The following is a 19,035-nucleotide window of genomic DNA, read 5'->3' as shown; positions in this document are numbered from 1 at the left end:
CATCGCGTGTCCCCGATTTGTGGAGAATGGACCATGGCTGCAGACTACGATGAAGTTCGACCCGACGTTGCCGAAGCATCAGAGAAGACACTCAAAGCTGTGCAGAAAGCCGATGCGCCTGATGCCAAGAGCGTCGTTTCGGATCTCGACGAGACCGATCTGACCGACGGACTGGAGCTTCCCGGCGCGATTGTGGATGAAGAGCTTTCTGTTGATGTCATACCGCAGGCCCAGGATGAATTCGTGTGCTGCAGCTGCTTCACCATCCGGCACCGAAGCCAGGCGGAGAAGAAAACCGGGGATGGAATCGTCTGCCGCGACTGCGTCCTTGAATACGCCTAGGAGCCAAGGGGTTCTCTGCCAGCTAGTGGCGTGAGGCATTCACGCCGCGCTTGCCTTCAACTTGGGACTGGAGGAAAAACGCTCCCAGTGAGCCGGCAAGGGTTGCGAAGATGACCACCGAATACATGGCCAGGACAAGCTGGAGTGCTTTTGAAAAGGCATCGGTGCTGGTGATCCCCGAACCGGTAATCGTAGCCATGGTCGCTTCGTAAAGCGCTTCCGAATAATCCGTACTTGATTCCATGGCGCAAAGTAGCTGGCCAAGCACGACAAAGCGGAACGCCACGCCGAGCACGCCCATGGGCCGATCCAGGTGTGCGGCAAGGATTGCGGCACGCGTTTCATGAGATCCCTGGTGCCGTTTGCCCTTTTGCAAGGATCTGCTTTCCGGTGCAGGCCAATCTCGCCGGAACGGCAGCGGGAGTCGAACAGATCATTGTTCTTCCAGCGCACGGCAAGGGATCCAACTGGAAAAATGCCGGAGCGGAACCCGGCAGGAAACCGGATTCCGCTCCTGTCCCAGCTGAATCGGGGTTGCGTGCAGTGCTTTGCATGAACGGCTAGCGGGTCTGCCGACCGTCGCTCAAGCCCTCTGTCTCGACCTGCTCCTTGCGCAATTCAGCCTTGAGGCGTTCTTCTTCCGTGACTGCTTCCTTCTCCAGGCTCACCCGCTCCACCGGTTCGGTGCTTTTCTCATCCTCGGCAAGCTCGCCGCCCAAGGCGCCTGCTGCTGGGGCATCGGCCACGGGCTCGCGTTCAAGCCGGACTTCCTCGTGGCTTACCGGAACGGTCCTGGTGACATCTTCGGTGACGACATGCTTGCGCAGTCGCACCTTGCCGGTTTCCACATTCTCGGTTCCCACATGCAGCTGTTCCTCGGAACGGAGCATGGAGGCTTCCGGGCCGCCAGCCACCGGTTCGCGCACATCGTCCCGGGAGTACTCGGTGCGCGCCTCTGATTCCGGGACGCCAGGTTGCACGGCGGCTTGGTCCGCGTCATCCCAGGCAAGAGAGTAGTAGCGGTAGAGCTCCTGCTCTTCTGCCTCGGACAGGCGGCCTTCGGGCTCGATGTTCGGAGCATCCTTCACCGTTTGCTTGTCGTAGGGAATCGACAAGGTATCTCCGGCAATGGCTGCTTCGCTCAGTGGAATGAAGCTCTCTGACAGGCCGAAGAAGCCGGTGTGGACGGTGGCCCAAGCAGGTTCTCCGCTGCGGTCATCGATGAAGACCTGGCCGAACTTGCCGATCTTCTGGCCATCGGGACCGACCACGGTGCCGCCGATAAGGCTTAGCTCATTGAGCTGTTCTGTGCTGATCATTCGTCTTTCCTCCTGCGTCGCTTGAATATCGGGTCATTCAGTAAATGCAGTTCGGCGTCCCTTGCGGGCCGCCAGCTGAAGCTGCGCCTCAATGCGGGCGTGACGGTTGACAGCTTTTTGTTCCGCGGTGCGTACCGGACCGCGATGAGTCGACCATCGCACACTTTGCAACCCGGCGATTGGCGGCTTGTGCCCGGGTGGCAATGCGCTTGGCATCGGCTGGGAAAATCGATCCACGCCTACCCCGATCCGGAATTCAGCGTATGGCCCCCAGCCCAATGCGTTTCTGGAAAATAGCTGTGTTTGGGAGAGGAAAAGCAGGGGGTTGGTTCAGTGCGGTTTAGTGTTCGATTGATATCGATGAGCAGATGAAGAGAACGAGGTCCAATGACCAGAACCTTTGGGATCGAGGAAGAGTTCTTCCTCGTGGATCCCGAGACGTCCGTCCCCATCCCGATGAGCGATGAACTGAGCTCGCAGCTGCTGGGGCAGGAATTGGACGGGACCACGGTGCACCGCGAACTGCTGGCCTCCCAGCTGGAAGTCGTCACCGGGATCTGCACCTCAGCTGCGCAAGCTCTTGGTGCCCTGGCTGAACGCAGGGCAGCAATCATGCGCATTTGCCGTGAGCACGGTGTTGCCCCCTTTGCTTCGGGAACTCCGCTGCTGCTTCCGGAAACTGCGCGATTCACTGAGGGCGAGCGCTATGCGAAGATTCATGAATTCGTTCCGGGCATCGCCCGGGAACACTTCATCAACGGACTGCATATCCATGTTCATGTCCCGGATGCGGAAGCCGGGGTCAGGGCGTTGAATGCCTTGCGCGGCTGGTTGCCGGTGCTCACCGCAATGAGCGCCAACTCGCCAATTTGGAATGGCGAACTGACCGGTTTCGAATCCTGGCGGGCCGTGCACTACCGCCGGTGGTCTGCCTCCGGGATTCCGCCTGCTTTCGAATCTGCTGAAGCATACGGGAAGCACGTCTCGGCGATGGTTGCCTCCGGCGCCCTGCTTGATCCGGGCCACCTGGGATGGTTTGCCCGCTTGTCGGTGAACCATCCGACCATTGAAGTCCGAGCTGCGGATACGCAAATCAAGGCTAGTGAATCAGTAGCGCTGGCGCTGCTGATCCGGGCGATTGTGGATACCGCCGCAACAACACCGGACGTCATGGAACCGCGATCCTCGCACTCTCTTGACCTGGGCCTGTGGCAAAGCGCCAAGGAAGGGGTGTACGGCACCTATTTCGACCCGGCATCCAATACACGCGTTAGCGCCAAGACCATGCTCGAAGGGGTCCTCGACTACGCCTGCAAGCAATTGCATCGTAATGGAGACGAGGAATTCGTGGTCAATTACCTGGCTTCGCTGGCGAATCGGGGAAATGGTGCCCGGCGCCAGCGCGAAAGCTGGCAGCGCGGCGGCGCGAAGCAGGTAGTGGACGATGCGGCCGTGCTTTTCGCGCAGAACTGACAGGCCGGACACCGGGTCCGGATTCCAGGCAGGATCGAATGGACCGGGAAAAGATCCCTGAAACCCAGCCGCACTACTGGATCCAGGGTCTTTCGCCATTTGTTCAGCGGCTGGGCACCGTGCCGTCAGCGGGGGCAGCAGAAGTGTCCGCGGGCGCATTCGAAGATGCCACGGTGGTTCCAGCACCGGTATAGCCAGAATTTTTCGGAGGACGCTGCGAGGAGCTCATCCCCGCGGCAGCTACCGCGCAGACCGAGACGAGCACCAGGCACAGGGCTGGTGCCACGGCCGTCCATGGCGCACGCTCCACGTAGCCGATGCCTTCAGCAAGCAGCAGGCCCCACTCCGGGGTTGGCGGCTGGGCGCCGAGCCCGAGGAAACCCAACGCAGCCAAGGCCAGCGCAACACCGGGCAGGCGCAGCAGCCCATGGCGCAGCAAAGGCGCAAGCACCGCCGGCAGCAGGTGCCGGAACCAAATTTGCCCCCGGCCCAGGCCTGCCAGCGGAAGCCAGCGGATATGCGGCATCGCACGGGCTTCCTCCAGCAAGGAAGCGGCATGAGTGGCCAGTGGCGGCCAGGTCACCCACAGCACCGCGACTGCCGCGCCGCCCACCGAGGGACCGGCCAGGGCCGCAATGATGACGCCGGCGAGAATTGGCGGAGTCGCATTGGCAATCATCGACGGTCCGCGCGAGATGTCGCCGGCCCCGGCCAGCAGCAAGCCAATCAAGACCGCGCACAGCACGATCAGGATGGCCGGGAGAATCGTGCCCAGGGTGCCATGAGCCACCCTGGCCAGCAGATCGCGCCCGCTGGAATCGGCTCCGAACGGCAAGGACAAGCTTGGCGCCTGGAGCCGCAAGTAGTTGATCGCATAAGGATCCCGGGGAAGTCCCGCGCCTAGCATCGCCAGCAGCGCGGCGCAGCTGAGCCCCGCGGTCCACCGCTGGACCCGGCGGTTGCCTCGTGCCTCGGGCGGTGCTGGAAGCGACCCTGCGGGCAGGGGCCCGCCGCGCAGGACGCGGCGAGCGGCGGCTGCCAGCAACCCGATCAGCAGCGCGGTCACGGCCATGAACAGCAAACCGCCCTGAAGCGCCGGCAGATCCTGCGCGTTGGCCGAGCCGAGCAGGTAGCGTCCAAGCCCCGGGACGGCGAAAACCTGCTCCACGGCGACCGCGCCGCCGAGCATCCCGATGAAGACCAGCCCGAGCTGGTCGATGATGGCCGCCGAAGCCCGGCGAAGCACCCCGGAGAAAATCACCGGGCCCGAGGCGCCAGCCAACCGCCAAATGTCCACCCAGCGTTCGGCCGCCACCGAGGCGATGGAATCGCCAAGCAAGCGCCCCAGCAGCCCTCCAGCAGGGATGCCCAAGGCCAGCGAAGGCAAGATGGCATGCTCGATGCCGCTCCACCCGTAGGGCGGAAGCCACTGCCACTGCACGGCCACGAGCACCAGCAGGAAGCTGGCCAGCAGGAATTCCGGCAGTGCGGTCAGGGCTACCCCCAGCGGGCCCGAACCGGACTGCGGGCGGTCACGCAGCACGCGCAGCGCCGCCGGCAGGATCAGCGCCCCGGCCACGAGCAGGGCAACAACGGTGGCGAAAGCGGTGAGCGTAGCGGACACCGACAGCGCACGCCAGAGGCCAGGGGCAATCTCGGCACCGCTAACCCATGAGGTACCCAAATCTCCTTGCAGCACCCCGGACCACCACCGCCAGCTGGTTGCCAGCGGACCATGATCCAGGCCCAGCTGCTTGCGGACCGCGTCCAGCGCTTGCGCGGTGGGTTCCAACTCGGCGTAGCGCGCACGGAGCACTGCCGCGGCCGGATCGGTACGCGAGAGCCAAGGCAGGGCACCAGCCAGCAAAAGCAGCGCCAGCGCACTGAGCAGGCAGGAGAGCGCGGGTAGCCCGGAACCGGCCTGTTGGCGGAGGATGGAGAATTTCATGGATTTATTGCTCTACTTGTCATCCAGCTGGGTCTTTGCGGTCACCAGCTGGCGTTCCCGTGGATCCTGTGCAGCGTTGCGCACCGTGGAGCCTTCGCCCTGGATCACGCGCTCATGGAGCAAGGGGATGGCCGCATCAGTGCCCAGGATCTGGGCCTCGGCCAGCATGATGCGCTGCTGCCGTTCGGTCCCGGCTTCGGTCTGCGACGCGATGTCGATAGACCGGTCTACGGACTTGTCGCACAGCTGTGCGATGGAAAAACCGCCGGTGCAGGTGAAGTCCGAGGCCAGGTAGGCTACCGGGTCACCGGAGTCCAGGACGGTGGCGCGCGAGAGGATGAAGGCGTCGAAAGCCCCATCCAGTGCGTCCGCTTCGATGTACTGGTATTCGCGCACATCCTGTTGCACATCGAAGCCGGCCGCTTCGAGTTGCTGCTCCAAGATGACGGCAACCTCAGGCAGCTCGGCGCGGTCGGTGAAGGTGCCCAGGCTGATCTTCACGTCTTTGACCTTGGCCGGCTCGGCGCGCTGTTCCAGCAACTGGCGGTATTCTTCGGATTCACGCAGCTTCGCCGCGTAGGGCAGGGCCGGGCCCAGCAGCCCCTCGGCAACATCGGCGCGGCTCTCGTACACCGATTGCACAATAGCTACCCGGTCCACCGCGGCGCGTGCGGCCGCGCGGACCGCAGGATCGGCAAAAGGCCCCGATTCGGTATTCAGGTACAGCGTATTGGTGCGCGGCATCGCAACTTCGGTGAGCAGCTGCTGATCCACGGAGGCGGCCTGGCCGGCCGGGATGGCCTCGGCAATGTCCGCTTCTCCGGTGCGCAGCGCAGCGGCGCGGGCGGTGCCATCGGGCACGAACTTCACGTCGATGCCCGCAGCTGCGGCTGGCTCGCCCCAGTAGCCGTCGTAGCGGTCCAAGGTCGCGCCGGAAATTCCGTCCACGGCCACGATTCGGAAGGGGCCGGTTCCGGTACCTGCCGGATCCACCCCGTTAGCGGCATAGGCCGCAGCATCGAAGATCGCCAGCTGCGGGCTGGACAGGCGCTGGGGCAGCAGCGGGTCCGGATCCGCGGTGGCGACCCGGATTTTCTCTGCGGAGTGCACGTCGACTTCCAGCGTGGTGCCGTTGAGGATGCGCGGTACCGGGATGGAATCAATGGCCTGCTGCAGGGAATGCGCTGCGGCCTGCGCGGTGAGCGGCTTCCCGTTGTGGAAAGTGACCTCCTGCCGGATGGAGAATTCCCAGACCAGATCGCTAATTCGCTCCCAGCCGGTGGCGAGTCCCGGTTGGGCCGTTCCGTCCTCGTCCAGGGTCACCAGGGTTTCGGCGGCGGACCAGCGCGAGAGCTTGAACGCGTCATCGCTTAGCGGGCTGAGCCCCGATCGCGGCGGCTGCATATGCGCCACGCTGATCCGGTCTTCGCCCGAGGCCTGTTCGGCGGCTGCGGAGAAGCAACCGGTGAGCGACAAGGACGAGCAGATGGCCAGGGCGAGCCAGGCCGGGGTACGGCGGGTAAGTCTCATGCGGGGAAGCTCCTTGGGTGGGTGATGCGGCGTTGGGGCGGGTGGATGTCGATGGTGCGCGAGCATCGCGCGGCCAGCTGCGGATCGTGGGTGACCAGCAGCAAGGTGGTGCCGGTCAGTGACGCGGCGGAGAACAGCTGGGTGGCAACCTGTTCGGCGGTGCGTGGATCCAATGCGCTGGTGGGTTCATCGGCGACCAGCACATGGGGCTGCACCGCGACGGCGCGGGCCAGGGCCGCTCGCTGCAGCTGGCCGCTGGACAGTTCCTGCGGGCGTCGGTCCAGCAGGGCCATTTCAAGCTGGGCCAGCTGCGCGGCCATGGAAATCAGCTCCCGGGCATTGCCCCCGGGAACCAAGCGGGAGATGGCCTGCGCCATGAAAGCGCGAATGCTCCAGCGCGGCACGAAGGCCGCGGACGGGTCCTGCGGGACCCCTTGGACCAGCCGGCGCTGGTGCAGCTGGACCGGGCGCCGTGGCCCGACCCAGGCTTCTCCGTGCACCTTGACTTGGCCTGTGGCCGGCGGACGCAGACCGAGGATGATTTCGGCCAAGGTACTCTTCCCGGCCCCGGATTCTCCGGTGATGGCCAGTGTTTGGCCGGCGGGCAGGCTGAAGGACAATGGGGCCAGGACCTGGCGGGTTCCGGTGCCACGCGAATGCGAGGCGCTGACTTCCGCAACCTCTAGTGCGGGGCCGCTCATGCGGTGGCCCGTTGCGCTGCCGCGGACTGGAGGGGGATGATTCTTCCCGAGTCCACGGCCAGCTGCCGGGTGGCCAGCGCCTGGGCTGCCACGGGATCATGGGTGACCATGACCAGGGTTTGCTTTTCGGTCAGGACGCTTTGGAGCATTGACAGGGTGCGGTCTCGTGAGCTGTGGTCCAGCGCGCTGGTTGGTTCATCGGCCAAGATCAGCGGCGCACCGCTGAGCACTGCTAGTGCGATGGCTGCGCGTTGCCCCTGTCCGCCGGAGAGCTCGGCAGGACGCCTGCCAAGCAGTCTCGGATCATCGAGCCCCACGGCGGCGAGGACTTCGCCAACCCGTTGCGCGGCGGCGGCGGTGGCCTTGGCCAGTTGCCGGCCCAGGGGCAGCAACGGATGCAGGGCGTCTTGTCCGCGCTGTGGAATATAGCCGATGCGCGAAGCATGGCAGGTACGGGTGCCGCAGAATTCCAGCGCGGGCGCCCAGCGTCCGGTGATCATGGACAAGAGCAGGGATTTTCCGGCTCCCGAGGGGCCGGTGATGACGACGCGTTCTGCAGGATATAGCGTGAGTTCATCGACCGCCAGCAGTGATTGCGCACTTGCACGCACGGACAGGCGGGCGTTTCGCAGCTGGAAGACCGGATGGCCTGGTGATGGCTCGCCGCGCAAGGAAACTTGAACGGCATTTTCGTTATTCATAATGAGAATGATTATCACTTAAGTATTCAGCTGAGAGCAAATCGCTGCGATATTCCAACGACGCGGAACCGCAGGAGCAAGATGGAGGCTTTCCCAACGCCGTACCCGAACCCGGATGATGGTCCCGCGGCAAGGCACCTGCCTTCAACGATTACCGCTGAGGAACATGAACGGCTTGGTTACGCGGTTCGTTTGGACTCGGCTGCCTGAATGCGCACATCATCACCTACGTTCGATAGTTTGGAACCAATATCAGAATTCTTGACCCTGCTGGGCTTCGACTCTTGCCAGAGGCTTGGGTGCTGACGTGCGTCTTCATGGTGGAAGCGTTGGTTGCGGACGTTCCAGTATTCACGTACGAGAGTCCGAAGCCGATAATGACCATGATCCCTATAGCCTCGACCGATGCGTTTCAGGTTCTTCGCTGTCAGATTCGCTGCCTCTTTCGTGGCGTTCGGCAGCCTCGCTCGGCTGAACACCAAAAACTCACTCCTTCACGCAGCGAATGTGCGGTACATCGACTTCATCTCAACCATTTTGTTCTTATCAGGGATTTCTCCTGCACCGCCCATCTGGATTGGAATTCATGGGTATCCGCGGCTTTCAAAAGGTGCCGGTACTTGTAGGCCGGATCAGCCGCCCGGCCGCGACGCTCGTGCACTTCGTGGGAGTTGCGCCGGCGGACCTGCATGATCATCAGGATCGCCCGCTGAATCACGTGGAAATGGTCCACACTGACCTTAATGTTCGGCAGATTATCTCGCACCGCCTTGCAGAATTCCGATGACTTGTATTTTGCGACGTACTACACCCTTTGACGCCAATACCGTGGCCGGATTTCTACCATCGTTTCACTGCTGTGTCACGGCGTCCGTCCACGATATCCAAGTTCTTTCCATTATCCAGATCAGTAAACACGATCGACCAGGGCTCAATCCGCACGACTTTCCTAGTGCTGTCCCACGCGTGGCGGACTTCGCGGAATCGGTGCTTATCGATGTCGAATAGACGGAGGGACATCCGGTCCCCATCTAGGTATGGACTACCTCTTCGCACTCTAAATGCGAAGTGGCCTAGAAGGTCTTGCCCGAGTAGCCCAACTTGCGCGAAATTTGCGTGGCGGTAGATCCCATCACGGACTTGAGCGCTTTCATCCGCTCGTCAGGCATGTAGGGATTGGTGGCAGACATGCTGATGGCGGCTATGATCTGGCCGCTGCCGTCGCGGATCGGTGCGGCGACGCATCGGATGCCAGGCTCATTGTCTTCCAGGTCCAATGCGATGCCTTCTTTTGCGTAGGCTTTCATCCTGGACAGGAACGCCTCCTTGGTTTGATGCGAGGCCTGTTCTACAGGCGACTCGGAATCAAAGGTGGATTCCCAGCGCAGGGGAGTATCAAGCAGGAGCGCTTTGCCGATGCCGGTGCGGCTTAGAGGCATGCGCTGTCCGACTCGTGAGCGCATTTGCGCGCCGCGAGTTCCAGGGACTTTGTCGACATAAAGCACCTGCGCTTCGTCTTCCACCGCCAGATGCACCGTGTCCTGGTACTTGCGGGCGAGCTCTTCCAAAATGGGTTTCGCAATAACAGGGACCGGGCTTTGATAGAGGGCATGGAAACCCAGCTCGATCAGTGCCGGACCCAGGCTGAAATCGGTGCCATGGGTGCTGCGCAAGAATCCGCGTTGCACCAGGAGCTTCACCATGCGTTGCGCAGCGCTCTTTCCGATATTGGCTGCGGCTGCCACTTCATTCAGATTCGTCGCACCGCGGCCAACAGCGCGCAGAATCTCCAGTCCGCGAGAAAGTGTGAGCGTGCCCGGAGGAGGAGCGTCAATTGAATCGTCTGTGGTGGGTTCGGGATTCATGGTCATGACGTGTTCCTTGGTATGAAAAGATCAGAGTATTTCATCCCACTATATACAACGCCTTTTGAACTATTGGGATACCTCCGACACTATTCAGATGTGAAGGGGAGCACAGCTGAACGATCTTGTGCAGTCCATGAAATGAAAACAGGAGTTATGACAAACATCGCCGAAGCCCAGTTGATCGCCTTGGACTGGGGAACTACGTCCGCACGCGCCTACCTCATGGGCGCCGATGGCCACATCGTGGCGGAACGCAGTGCAGCTCTTGGCATCATGCAAGTGGCCTCGAAGGCGCAAGCCGAGACCCAGTCCCTCGATGAGGCCTTCAAGGCGACGCTGACCGAACTGTGCGGCGATTGGCTGGATAACTTCGAGAATGTCCCCGTGATCGCCTGCGGAATGGTGGGCAGTCAGCAGGGCTGGACCGAAGCGGCCTACCGACCAGTTCCAGCCAATTTGGCTGATCCAGCATTCGAGTTGGCATCAGTGGAGATCGCTCCGGGCCGAACGATGCAGATCATTCCCGGCGTCTTGGACCTCAAAGAACTTCCAGACGTCATGCGGGGCGAAGAAACTCAAATCCTCGGTGCCATTGATCTTGCCGCCCTGAACGCAGATGACTCCGAAGAGCAGCTGTTCCTGCTCCCGGGGACGCACTCCAAATGGGTCAAGGTCTCCGGACGCACGATTACAGAATTCTGCACTTCCATGACTGGTGAGACGTTTGCACTGCTCAGCACCCAGTCCATCCTCTCCAAGCTCATCGAGCCAGCACCATCGGCGAATTGGTCGGCCTTTGAGCGAGGTGTGAAGGTATCGCAATCGGGCGAGGGCGCTGCGGATCTGATGCTCACGGCCTTCTCTGCGAGAACCTTGGTTCTGACCGAGCGTTTGGAAAAAAACGAAGTCAGTAACTATCTCTCTGGCCTGATGATCGGTGCTGAAATCTGTTCCGTTCTTGGCAAGCAAGCCACCAACGACGCCCTGTCGCTGACCATCTGCGGCAATAAGGAACTCAGCTCCAGGTACACCAGGGCGCTGAATATTTTCGGAATTGATCAGGTGCGCGAACTGCAAGGCACAGCCCCTCGGGGAATCTGGGCCGTTGCAAGCGCACAAGGCCTCCTGCAGACCCCCTCGGTCTGAGCCACCAACTTGCCACACGATTTATCAAGAAAGGTTTTGCCGTGAATGAACTGACGACAACTTTGAAGGCTGCCGGACTCGTAGCCATTTTGCGAGGTCTTCATCCTTCGGAAGCTCAAGGCGTTGGCGAAGCGCTCTATGCCAGCGGTTTTCGGTCTTTGGAGGTACCGCTGAATTCCCCGGAGCCATTGAAGAGCATCGAAATTTTACGCGGTGCGCTACCTGAAGACGCAGTAGTTGGTGCAGGTACTGTGCTCACCGTAGACCAAGTTCGCTCGTGCCACGAGGCGGGCTCGCAAATCATTGTTTCACCAAACACCAACGTGCGGGTTATTCAAGAAACGGTGGCGCTGGGCATGGATTCGTTCCCAGGTGCTGCTACTCCGAGCAACGCCTTTGATGCCATTGAAGCCGGAGCGACGAACGTCAAGATTTTCCCTGCCGAGCAAGTAGGCCTAGCGGGATTCAAGGCGTGGACCGCCGTGATTCCCTCCGGCATTGGCCTGATCCCTGTCGGGGGCATCAACGAGGAGAACATGGCGCAATGGCTGGAAGCCGGGGCCACAGGTTTTGGCATCGGCTCCTCCCTTTACAAGTCCGGACGAAGCCTTGAAGACCTGAAAACGAGGGCAGGCAATCTTGTCTCTGCCTACCAAACGATCCATGAGATGAGGAAGTCTGCATGAAAATTACAAAACTGACCACGTACATGGTGCCACCTCGCTGGTTGTTCCTGAAGATCGAAACCGACGAGGGAATTGTCGGTTGGGGCGAGCCAGTGCTCGAAGGCCGCGCATCCACTGTTGCCGCAGCAGTTGAGGAACTTTCGGATTACCTCATCGGCCAGGATCCGCGAAACATCGAGGACCTGTGGACGGTAATGTACCGCGGCGGCTTCTACCGCGGTGGCGGCATCATGATGAGCGCCTTGGCCGGCATCGACCAGGCGCTGTGGGACATCAAGGGCAAAGCCCTTGGGGTTCCTGCCTATGAGCTACTCGGTGGCAAGGTGCGCGACAAGATCCGCGTGTACTCATGGATTGGCGGCGACCGCCCGTCGGATACCGCAGCCGCCGCGAAGGCCGCTGTTGAACGTGGCTTCACTGCAGTGAAAATGAACGGCACCGAAGAACTCCAGTACATCGATACCTGGGACAAGGTTCAGGGGTGCTTGGAGAACGTTCAGGCTGTCCGCGACGCAGTAGGAGAGAACGTAGGCATCGGCGTTGACTTCCATGGTCGAGTGCACAAGCCAATGGCCAAAGTCCTGCTCAAGGAACTAGAGCCCTTCAAGCTGATGTTCATTGAAGAACCGGTACTCAGTGAAAACGTGAACTCCATGCTGGAGCCATTGCGCAATTCCAGTACTCCGATTGCCTTGGGCGAGCGGCTGTTCTCCCGTTGGGACTTCAAGGATGTCTTGGCCAGCGGAGCGGTGGACATCATTCAGCCGGATCCTTCGCACTGTGGTGGCATCACTGAAGCGCGCAAGATTGCTGCGATGGCTGAAGCCTATGACGTTGCAGTGGCCTTGCACTGCCCACTGGGCCCCATCGCACTGGCAGCGAACCTGCAGATCGATGCCGGTGCGTACAACGCCTTTATCCAGGAGCAGTCCCTGGGAATTCATTACAACAAATCCAACGATCTCCTTGACTACGTCAATGATCCGTCGGTCTTCGCCTACGAGGATGGCATGGTCGCCATCCCCGAGGGTCCAGGACTAGGCATTGACGTGAATGAAGAGTACGTCATTGAACGCGCAGCTGAAGGTCACCGCTGGCGCAACCCAATTTGGCGTCACAAGGACGGATCCTTCGCAGAATGGTAAATCGCATGTCTCAGTCGACAGTGTCGTCAGCTGCCACACACAAGGTCTCGGGCAAAGCCACAAAGATGCGCTACGCCGTAGCGTTCATGTTGTTCCTGACCGTAGTCATCAACTACATGGATCGTTCAAACCTTTCGGTTGCAGCGCCCTTGATTTCCGAAGAATTCGGCCTGGACACAGCACAGCAAGGTCTGTTGCTCTCTGCCTTTGGCTGGACCTACGCTGCCATGCAGCTTCCCGGCGGATGGCTGGTAGACCGAGTTCAGCCTCGTCTGCTGTATCCAATCTGCCTGGTGCTGTGGTCGGTGGCCACGATCTTCATGGGCATGGCCGGAAGCTTCATTGCTTTGATTGTTTTGCGGTTGGCTGTTGGTGGCTTTGAAGCCCCTGCGTACCCCATCAACAACAAGGTGGTCACCGCGTGGTTCCCCGAGCGCGAACGCGCTACTGCCATTGGCTTCTACACCTCGGGCCAGTTCATTGGCCTGGCGCTGCTGACTCCAGCATTGATCTGGTTGCAGCACGCATTGACCTGGCACTGGGTCTTCGTGGTGACCGGTGGCGTTGGCGTCATCTGGGGTTTGATCTGGTTCTTCATGTACCGAAACCCAGTGGATTCCAAGAAGGCAAACGCCGCTGAAATTGAGTACATCCGTGAAGGTGGCGGACTAGTTGATCTAGGCAGCGCCAAGAACAAGACGGCTGCACCGAAGCTGAGCAAGGCTGACTTTGCTCTGGTGCTGGGACGCCGCAAGCTCTGGGGCATCTACATCGGCCAGTTCTGCCTGACCTCCACATTGTGGTTCTTCCTGACTTGGTTCCCAACCTACTTGGTGACCTACCGTCACATGGACTACATCAAGACCGGATTCCTGACGTCTTTGCCATTCATTGCGGCCTTGGCCGGCGTACTGATCAGTGGTGTTCTCTCTGACTACATGCTCAAGCGTGGAGTAAGCCTGGGCACTTCCCGCAAGCTGCCAATCATCACCGGACTGTTGCTCTCCATGAGCATGATTGGTGCAATCTTCACCGACAGCACCGCACTGGTCATCACGTTCATGTCTATCGCCTTCTTCGGCAATGGCCTGGCCTCGATTACGTGGTCGTTGGTTTCTGCACTGGCACCGTCACGCCTGATTGGTTTGACTGGTGGCATGTTCAACTTCATCGGCAACCTGTCCTCGATTGCCACCCCGATCGTGATTGGCTTGCTGGTCTCGGCGACCGATTTCGGTCCAGCCTTCATTTACATGACGGTCATTGCGGCAGCTGGCATCCTGTCTTATGTCTTCTTGGTCGGTCAGGTACAGCGCGTCGAAGGATAGTGATCCTCTTAATATCTTTAGAGACCACGTTTCGTTTTCCACACGGGAATCGAAGCGTGGTCTTTTCTGTGTTTATACAAGCCTGTCTAAGTATGGTTTGCTCTGGGCAACTTCGACCGGATACATCGGCTCACTCACGAGCCTGCAAATTGTCTTGCGTGCCAGATATGATCGCAAGTAGCGGAAACTTTTGATCAATAGAGACGTCAGTGGGGGATTATGTTGAAGAAGCAAATCAATGTTGTCGGGGCAGTTATTGTTCGGAATGATGAGATTTTTTGCGCGCAGCGTGGACTCGGTGGCAGTCTCGGAGGCATGTGGGAATTCCCTGGTGGCAAGATTGAATCTGGCGAAACGCCCCGACAGGCTCTCGAACGCGAAATTCAAGAGGAATTGCTCTGTACCGTCACAGTAGCTGACGAAGTGGTCACCACAACGTACGAATACGACTTTGGGATTGTTACACTGACGACTTTCTACTGCGAGCTGGTCGATGGTGAACCGCAGCTCACGGAACATGAAGCAACTAAATGGTTGAAACGCGGCGAGCTTGGTGCCTTAGAATGGGCCCCTGCGGATATTCCCGCTGTAGAAATCATCCAGGCTGCATGATGGCACTCAACGCTGATATTGCGTTCACCGGTGGTCTTTCTGGTGATGTCACCTACGGCTTTCTGGATGGGAAAATACAGTCTCGCCGTCACCACCACCCACGCGTGGTTTTGAACGCTGATGGCAATACCGTTCTACGTATCCTCCGCGAGGAGTTAGCAAGATGCGATGAGTTCATATTCTCGGTTGCCTTCGTAACTCCCAACGCAATTGCCATGCTCAAACAAGAGCTCGTGGAGTTTTCTGGCCGCGGCACCATTGTCACTTCGGACTACTTAGGATTCAACTCTCCGTCTGCATTCAGCGAACTGTTGAACCTGGCAAACCTTGGCATTGACGTCCGAATTCATAGTGCTGATGCCTTCCACCCGAAAGGCTACATTTTTAAGTCGGCTGATGTGGTTACAGCAATGATCGGTAGCTCGAACCTTACTGGCAACGCCATCGTCAAAAACCATGAGTGGAATCTGAAAGTCACGGCCGCGAACAACAGCGACTTGGCGGTCCAGCTAGCTGATCTAGCTGGAAATCAACTGGCCGACTCTCAGCCGTTGAGTCAGGAATGGATTGATTTGTATGCGGCGCAATACACGCCGCCTCCGCCACGCAAGAAGATCGAGATTGCCAAGAAACAGGAACAGGCGGACGAACAACTCATCGACGAAGTTGCTGCAGGACTTTCCGGATCTAGCGGTCTAGGCGGCGACATCAATTGGGCTGACCAGCTCATGCCGATTCTTCCCAATCAGATGCAGTCCGAAGCACTTAAAGCATTGGAAAAGGTTCGCCTTAGTGGGGAGTCCAAGGCCATCGTTATCTCGGCTACGGGTACCGGAAAAACGATTCTGTCAGCTCTTGAAGTCCGGGCTGCACATCCGCAACGATTCCTTTTTGTTGTTCACCGAGAACAAATCCTGGACAAGACAATGAAGGAGTACCGACGAGTCATCGGTGGGGATGCAGACCAGTTTGGCAAGCTGGCTGGTGTTTCGAAGCAGAGCGATCGAAAGTATGTTTTCGCGACAGTTCAGACCCTGTCTCAGGATGTAGTGCTGCAGTTGATTGAGCCAGACACCTTTGACTATGTCATTGTCGACGAGGCTCACCGGGTCGGCTCGCCGACGTATAAGAAGGTCTTGGCCTATCTGAAACCGAAGTTCTTGCTTGGGCTGACAGCGACTCCAGAACGTAGCGACGGGTTCAACGTATTTGAGTTCTTCGATTACAACGTTCCATACGAGATTCGGCTGAACCATGCATTAGAAGAGAACATGCTCAGTCCATTCCACTATTACGGAATCGCGGACGTTACCCTTGATGATGAATCGGTCCGCGATAGTTCCGAAGATCTATCGCACCTCGTGACCGCGGATCGTGTACATCATGTGGTCGATGCATTAACCAAGTATGGACAGGCCGGTGCCGCGCCCAAAGGGTTGATTTTCTGCTCCAGGAAAGACGAAGCTAATGCCTTGTCTGCCGCCCTGAATCAGCAGAAACTTCGCGGAAAAGCACTCCGAACCCTAAGCCTCAGTGGTGATGACTCGATTGAGCGGCGCGAGCAAGTTGTTTCCCAGCTTGAAGCGGGCGATCTCGATTACATCCTCACGGTGGATATCTTCAACGAAGGGGTCGACATCCCAAGTGTGAATCAAGTTGTGATGTTGAGGCAAACGCAATCAGCGATTGTCTTTGTCCAGCAGCTTGGGCGTGGACTTCGCAAGGCGCCAATGAAGGATTACCTGGTTGTTATTGACTTCATTGGCAACTATGCGAACAACTACATGATTCCAATTGCCTTGTTCGGTGATGAATCCTTGAATAAGGAGTCCCTGAAGGAAAAGCTGATCGCAACCGAACAAGCAGGTGTGATGGCTGGCCTATCGAGTATTCGATTCGACAAGATTGCCCAGCAGCGCGTTCTTGATTCGATCAGGACAACGGCATTAGACAGCATTCAAAAGCTGCGAGGATCGATGCAAGCCATGCAGAACCGTGTTGGGCAAGCTCCGCGGCTTTTCGACTTCTATCGCTTCAAATCAGTCGACCCCGTTCTGCTCGCAACGAAGAAGGAGAATTACCCGACGCTCGTGAAAAGCCTGCTCAGTATTGATCACGACCTCGGCACGGATGAGCTGCGTGCACTTTCGTTGCTGTCGCACGAAGTGCTGACCTCGAAGCGGATCCACGAATTCGTTCTGGTCCGCGAATTGTTGTCGAACGACTCAATCACGTTCGATCAATTCGCTGCGGCGGTTCGAGAGTATGGGCTGGAACCCACTAAACGTGAATTGCTCAGCGCAGTCGAGACCCTAAGCCTCGCTAACCACGCCCAGGTGGATCAGACGCGTTATGGCATCCGACTAGCATCAATCGAAAATGACAGCATCACACCGGACGCTGGGTTCAGGCATTCCTACCGGACGCACGGATCCTTTACTGAGGAAGTTGATGATCTGCTCCAAACTGGAGTGGCGCTGGTCAGCGATCGGTACATTGGAGGATATCCGTTCATCGTCGGGGGACAGTACTCTCGCAAAGAAGTCACCAGGTTGCTCGGAGTGCCGAGAAAATGGACTTCAACTCTTTATGGCTACAAAGTCGACATGGAATCCAAAACCTGTCCAATTTTCGTGACGCTCCATAAGTCCGAGGACGTTTCCGCAAGTACTGCCTATCAGGATGAGCTGGTGGATCCTTCGCATTTGCGATGGTTCACGAGGTCACGGCGTACGTTGACAAGCGATGAAGTCCGTCGCATCGTCAACAATGAAGTGGATCTTCACGTCTTCGTAAAGAAAGACGATGCCGAAGGAACCGAGTTCTTCTATCTGGGTAAAGCTGACTCTCGAAATGCGCAACAGGCCAAGATGGCGGGCAAGGACAACGAACCTCTCGATGTTGTAACGATGGATTTGCACTTCGAAGATTCTATCGACAGCGCGTTGTACGACTATCTGAGCCCGAATAGCGACCTGACGTAGTGACCGACCCGTGCAACGGGACATGCATCGGTCGGGATCAGTGTCAAAAGGGAGGGAGAACAATGACTCAGGATAGCCATGATGGATCGCAGCTAAAGAACGATTTCTTGAATCGTTTACTCATCGACTGCGACACCGGCATCGACGATGCCCTGGCCTTGGCATATCTCTGCGCGCTCGATAATGTGCAAATCGAGGCAGTCACCAGCACTCCAGGTAATGTTGATGTCGAGCAAGTCGCTGCAAACAATTCGGCTCTGCTCAAGCTGTGCGGAAAGTCTGAAGTTCCGGTGCTCAGCGGTGCCCGCGAGCCCCTAGAAATTCCGTTGGTAACGACCCCGGAAACCCATGGACCTCAAGGCGTTGGCTACGCAACACTCCCTGATCCAGACCCTAGCACCATCGCCAACCATGACGCTGTCGACAGTTGGATTGAAGCAGCCCGCGCCAACCCCGGGGAACTCACGGTCCTTCTTAGCGCGCCACTGACCAACTTCGCGCTGGCTCTGCGCCGTGAACCAAAGCTACCGTGGTTGTTGCGCAAAGTAGTAATCATGGGCGGTGCTTTCTACCACCAAGGCAACACGACTCCCACCGCAGAGTGGAATACCCATGTGGACCCGCACGCAGCCAAGGAAGTCTTTGCCGCCTACACTGCAGCAGCTGAACAGGGCATCGAATCCGAGAAACTCCCCATCGTCTGTTCGCTGGACACCACGGAACGTTTTGAAATGCAGCCGGAGTTCCTGGCGAAACTGGCTGAAGAAGCAGGCTGCGAAGAACCAGAATGGGTTCTAGCCAGCGACGCCGAAGGCACGCTCAGCAAAGCATCCAACCCACTAGTGCGCTATCTTTCTGATGCCTTGCGGTTCTACTTCGAGTTCCACCGGCACTACGACCAGGGCTACATTGCCCATGTCCACGACTACTTCGCCGCAGGAGTCGCAGCAGGAACCCTAGAATATGAAACTCGTCCCGCCACTATCGATGTCGAGACAGAATCACAATTACTGTTTGGAACTACCGTGGCGGATTTCCGGGGACTCTGGGGTAAACCAGCAAATGCCCATGTGGTCTCCCGAAACGATCCAAAAGCAGGCTTTGAAGAACTGGTTAAACGCCTCGGTGAGCTGGCCCGAAAACTAGACAACGATTCCTAGCCGCCAAGCCGAGTGAGCTAGAATCATCTACCGGGTCGAGGTGACATAGACCCGCAGCTCGCGCGCGCCAGCCAGAACTATTGGTGCGCAGT

16 protein-coding genes and 1 pseudogene are annotated in these 19,035 nt (G+C 58.7%); 9 read left to right on the top strand and 8 right to left on the bottom strand.

Going from position 1 to position 19,035, the window contains the following annotated elements:
• The first annotated feature begins 33 nt into the window (after nt 1–33).
• Nucleotides 34–342: a DUF4193 domain-containing protein gene (locus tag AARI_RS17030; RefSeq protein WP_013350482.1), complete on the top strand. Its 309-nt coding sequence runs from the start codon at nt 34–36 to the stop codon at nt 340–342.
• 22 nt (nt 343–364) lie between these two features.
• Here the strand turns inward: AARI_RS17030 and AARI_RS17025 are convergent, their stop codons facing one another.
• Both AARI_RS17025 and AARI_RS17020 read right to left on the bottom strand, forming a co-directional pair.
• Nucleotides 365–718 carry a hypothetical protein gene (locus AARI_RS17025; protein ID WP_157867186.1) on the bottom strand — a complete coding sequence of 118 codons (354 nt, stop codon included), beginning with the start codon at nt 716–718 and terminating at the stop codon, nt 365–367.
• A gap of 184 nt (nt 719–902) precedes the next feature.
• Nucleotides 903–1,661 carry a DUF2382 domain-containing protein gene (locus AARI_RS17020; protein WP_013350480.1) on the bottom strand — a complete coding sequence of 253 codons (759 nt, stop codon included), beginning with the start codon at nt 1,659–1,661 and terminating at the stop codon, nt 903–905.
• 387 nt (nt 1,662–2,048) lie between these two features.
• On the opposite strand from AARI_RS17020, the gene AARI_RS17015 reads away from it, so the two are divergent.
• The gene (locus AARI_RS17015) at nt 2,049–3,134 is read left to right on the top strand and encodes a carboxylate-amine ligase (RefSeq protein ID WP_013350479.1); all 1,086 of its coding nucleotides are present in this window, start codon (nt 2,049–2,051) and stop codon (nt 3,132–3,134) included.
• 103 nt (nt 3,135–3,237) lie between these two features.
• On the opposite strand, the gene AARI_RS17010 is transcribed toward AARI_RS17015, so the two are convergent.
• From AARI_RS17010 to AARI_RS16985, 6 genes and pseudogenes are all read right to left on the bottom strand, one after another.
• Nucleotides 3,238–5,082, bottom strand: a complete 1,845-nt coding sequence (locus tag AARI_RS17010; RefSeq protein WP_013350478.1) for an ABC transporter permease subunit — start codon at nt 5,080–5,082, stop codon at nt 3,238–3,240.
• Nucleotides 5,083–5,094: 12 nt separating this feature from the next.
• Entirely contained in the window at nt 5,095–6,612 is a 1,518-nt protein-coding gene (locus AARI_RS17005; protein WP_013350477.1) for an ABC transporter substrate-binding protein, read from the bottom strand.
• Nucleotides 6,609–7,313 (bottom strand): ATP-binding cassette domain-containing protein, encoded by a 705-nt coding sequence (locus AARI_RS17000; protein WP_013350476.1) that lies wholly within the window; start codon nt 7,311–7,313, stop codon nt 6,609–6,611. The genes AARI_RS17005 and AARI_RS17000 overlap by 4 nt, the downstream gene beginning before the upstream one ends.
• A complete protein-coding gene (locus tag AARI_RS16995) occupies nt 7,310–8,014 on the bottom strand; it encodes an ATP-binding cassette domain-containing protein (protein ID WP_013350475.1) in 705 nt (234 codons plus the stop codon). The genes AARI_RS17000 and AARI_RS16995 overlap by 4 nt, the downstream gene beginning before the upstream one ends.
• A gap of 356 nt (nt 8,015–8,370) precedes the next feature.
• A pseudogene (locus tag AARI_RS19435) lies at nt 8,371–9,040 on the bottom strand (ISL3 family transposase); the annotation flags it as partial.
• Between the two features lie 47 nt (nt 9,041–9,087).
• Nucleotides 9,088–9,885, bottom strand: a complete 798-nt coding sequence (locus tag AARI_RS16985) for an IclR family transcriptional regulator (RefSeq protein ID WP_013350474.1) — start codon at nt 9,883–9,885, stop codon at nt 9,088–9,090.
• A 150-nt stretch (nt 9,886–10,035) separates the two neighbouring features.
• Here AARI_RS16985 and AARI_RS16980 point away from each other — a divergent pair, with 150 nt between their 5' ends.
• From AARI_RS16980 to AARI_RS16950, 7 genes are all read left to right on the top strand, one after another.
• The gene (locus AARI_RS16980) at nt 10,036–11,028 is read left to right on the top strand and encodes a 2-dehydro-3-deoxygalactonokinase (RefSeq protein WP_013350473.1); all 993 of its coding nucleotides are present in this window, start codon (nt 10,036–10,038) and stop codon (nt 11,026–11,028) included.
• 41 nt (nt 11,029–11,069) lie between these two features.
• Nucleotides 11,070–11,714: a 2-dehydro-3-deoxy-6-phosphogalactonate aldolase gene (locus tag AARI_RS16975; protein ID WP_013350472.1), complete on the top strand. Its 645-nt coding sequence runs from the start codon at nt 11,070–11,072 to the stop codon at nt 11,712–11,714.
• Nucleotides 11,711–12,859, top strand: coding sequence for a galactonate dehydratase (gene dgoD, locus AARI_RS16970; protein ID WP_013350471.1), 1,149 nt, complete (start codon nt 11,711–11,713; stop codon nt 12,857–12,859). Before AARI_RS16975 ends, dgoD begins: the two co-directional genes overlap by 4 nt.
• A gap of 5 nt (nt 12,860–12,864) precedes the next feature.
• Nucleotides 12,865–14,187 (top strand): MFS transporter, encoded by a 1,323-nt coding sequence (locus tag AARI_RS16965; RefSeq protein WP_013350470.1) that lies wholly within the window; start codon nt 12,865–12,867, stop codon nt 14,185–14,187.
• 219 nt (nt 14,188–14,406) lie between these two features.
• Nucleotides 14,407–14,799: a (deoxy)nucleoside triphosphate pyrophosphohydrolase gene (locus AARI_RS16960; protein ID WP_013350469.1), complete on the top strand. Its 393-nt coding sequence runs from the start codon at nt 14,407–14,409 to the stop codon at nt 14,797–14,799.
• The gene (locus tag AARI_RS16955) at nt 14,796–17,783 is read left to right on the top strand and encodes a DUF3427 domain-containing protein (protein ID WP_013350468.1); all 2,988 of its coding nucleotides are present in this window, start codon (nt 14,796–14,798) and stop codon (nt 17,781–17,783) included. The genes AARI_RS16960 and AARI_RS16955 overlap by 4 nt, the downstream gene beginning before the upstream one ends.
• Before the next feature lie 62 nt (nt 17,784–17,845).
• Nucleotides 17,846–18,943: a nucleoside hydrolase gene (locus AARI_RS16950; protein ID WP_013350467.1), complete on the top strand. Its 1,098-nt coding sequence runs from the start codon at nt 17,846–17,848 to the stop codon at nt 18,941–18,943.
• Nucleotides 18,944–19,035: the final 92 nt, after the last annotated feature.

It is taken from the genome of Glutamicibacter arilaitensis Re117 (assembly GCF_000197735.1).
GTDB classification, from domain to species: Bacteria; Actinomycetota; Actinomycetes; order Actinomycetales; family Micrococcaceae; genus Glutamicibacter; species Glutamicibacter arilaitensis.
This window is presented reverse-complemented; position numbering and strand designations above follow the sequence as displayed.

Bases quoted from the DNA above. Each gene is read 5' to 3' on its own strand.
- AARI_RS16955 (WP_013350468.1), top strand. From the start codon at position 14,796: ATGATGGCACTCAACGCTGATATTGCGTTCACCGGTGGTCTTTCTGGT.
- dgoD (WP_013350471.1), top strand. From the start codon at position 11,711: ATGAAAATTACAAAACTGACCACGTACATGGTGCCACCTCGCTGGTTG.
- AARI_RS17010 (WP_013350478.1), bottom strand. From the start codon at position 5,082: ATGAAATTCTCCATCCTCCGCCAACAGGCCGGTTCCGGGCTACCCGCG.
- AARI_RS16980 (WP_013350473.1), top strand. From the start codon at position 10,036: ATGACAAACATCGCCGAAGCCCAGTTGATCGCCTTGGACTGGGGAACT.
- AARI_RS16960 (WP_013350469.1), top strand. From the start codon at position 14,407: ATGTTGAAGAAGCAAATCAATGTTGTCGGGGCAGTTATTGTTCGGAAT.
- AARI_RS16985 (WP_013350474.1), bottom strand. From the start codon at position 9,885: ATGACCATGAATCCCGAACCCACCACAGACGATTCAATTGACGCTCCT.
- AARI_RS17030 (WP_013350482.1), top strand. From the start codon at position 34: ATGGCTGCAGACTACGATGAAGTTCGACCCGACGTTGCCGAAGCATCA.
- AARI_RS17020 (WP_013350480.1), bottom strand. From the start codon at position 1,661: ATGATCAGCACAGAACAGCTCAATGAGCTAAGCCTTATCGGCGGCACC.
- AARI_RS17000 (WP_013350476.1), bottom strand. From the start codon at position 7,313: ATGAGCGGCCCCGCACTAGAGGTTGCGGAAGTCAGCGCCTCGCATTCG.
- AARI_RS17005 (WP_013350477.1), bottom strand. From the start codon at position 6,612: ATGAGACTTACCCGCCGTACCCCGGCCTGGCTCGCCCTGGCCATCTGC.
- AARI_RS16995 (WP_013350475.1), bottom strand. From the start codon at position 8,014: ATGAATAACGAAAATGCCGTTCAAGTTTCCTTGCGCGGCGAGCCATCA.
- AARI_RS16965 (WP_013350470.1), top strand. From the start codon at position 12,865: ATGTCTCAGTCGACAGTGTCGTCAGCTGCCACACACAAGGTCTCGGGC.
- AARI_RS17015 (WP_013350479.1), top strand. From the start codon at position 2,049: ATGACCAGAACCTTTGGGATCGAGGAAGAGTTCTTCCTCGTGGATCCC.
- AARI_RS16950 (WP_013350467.1), top strand. From the start codon at position 17,846: ATGACTCAGGATAGCCATGATGGATCGCAGCTAAAGAACGATTTCTTG.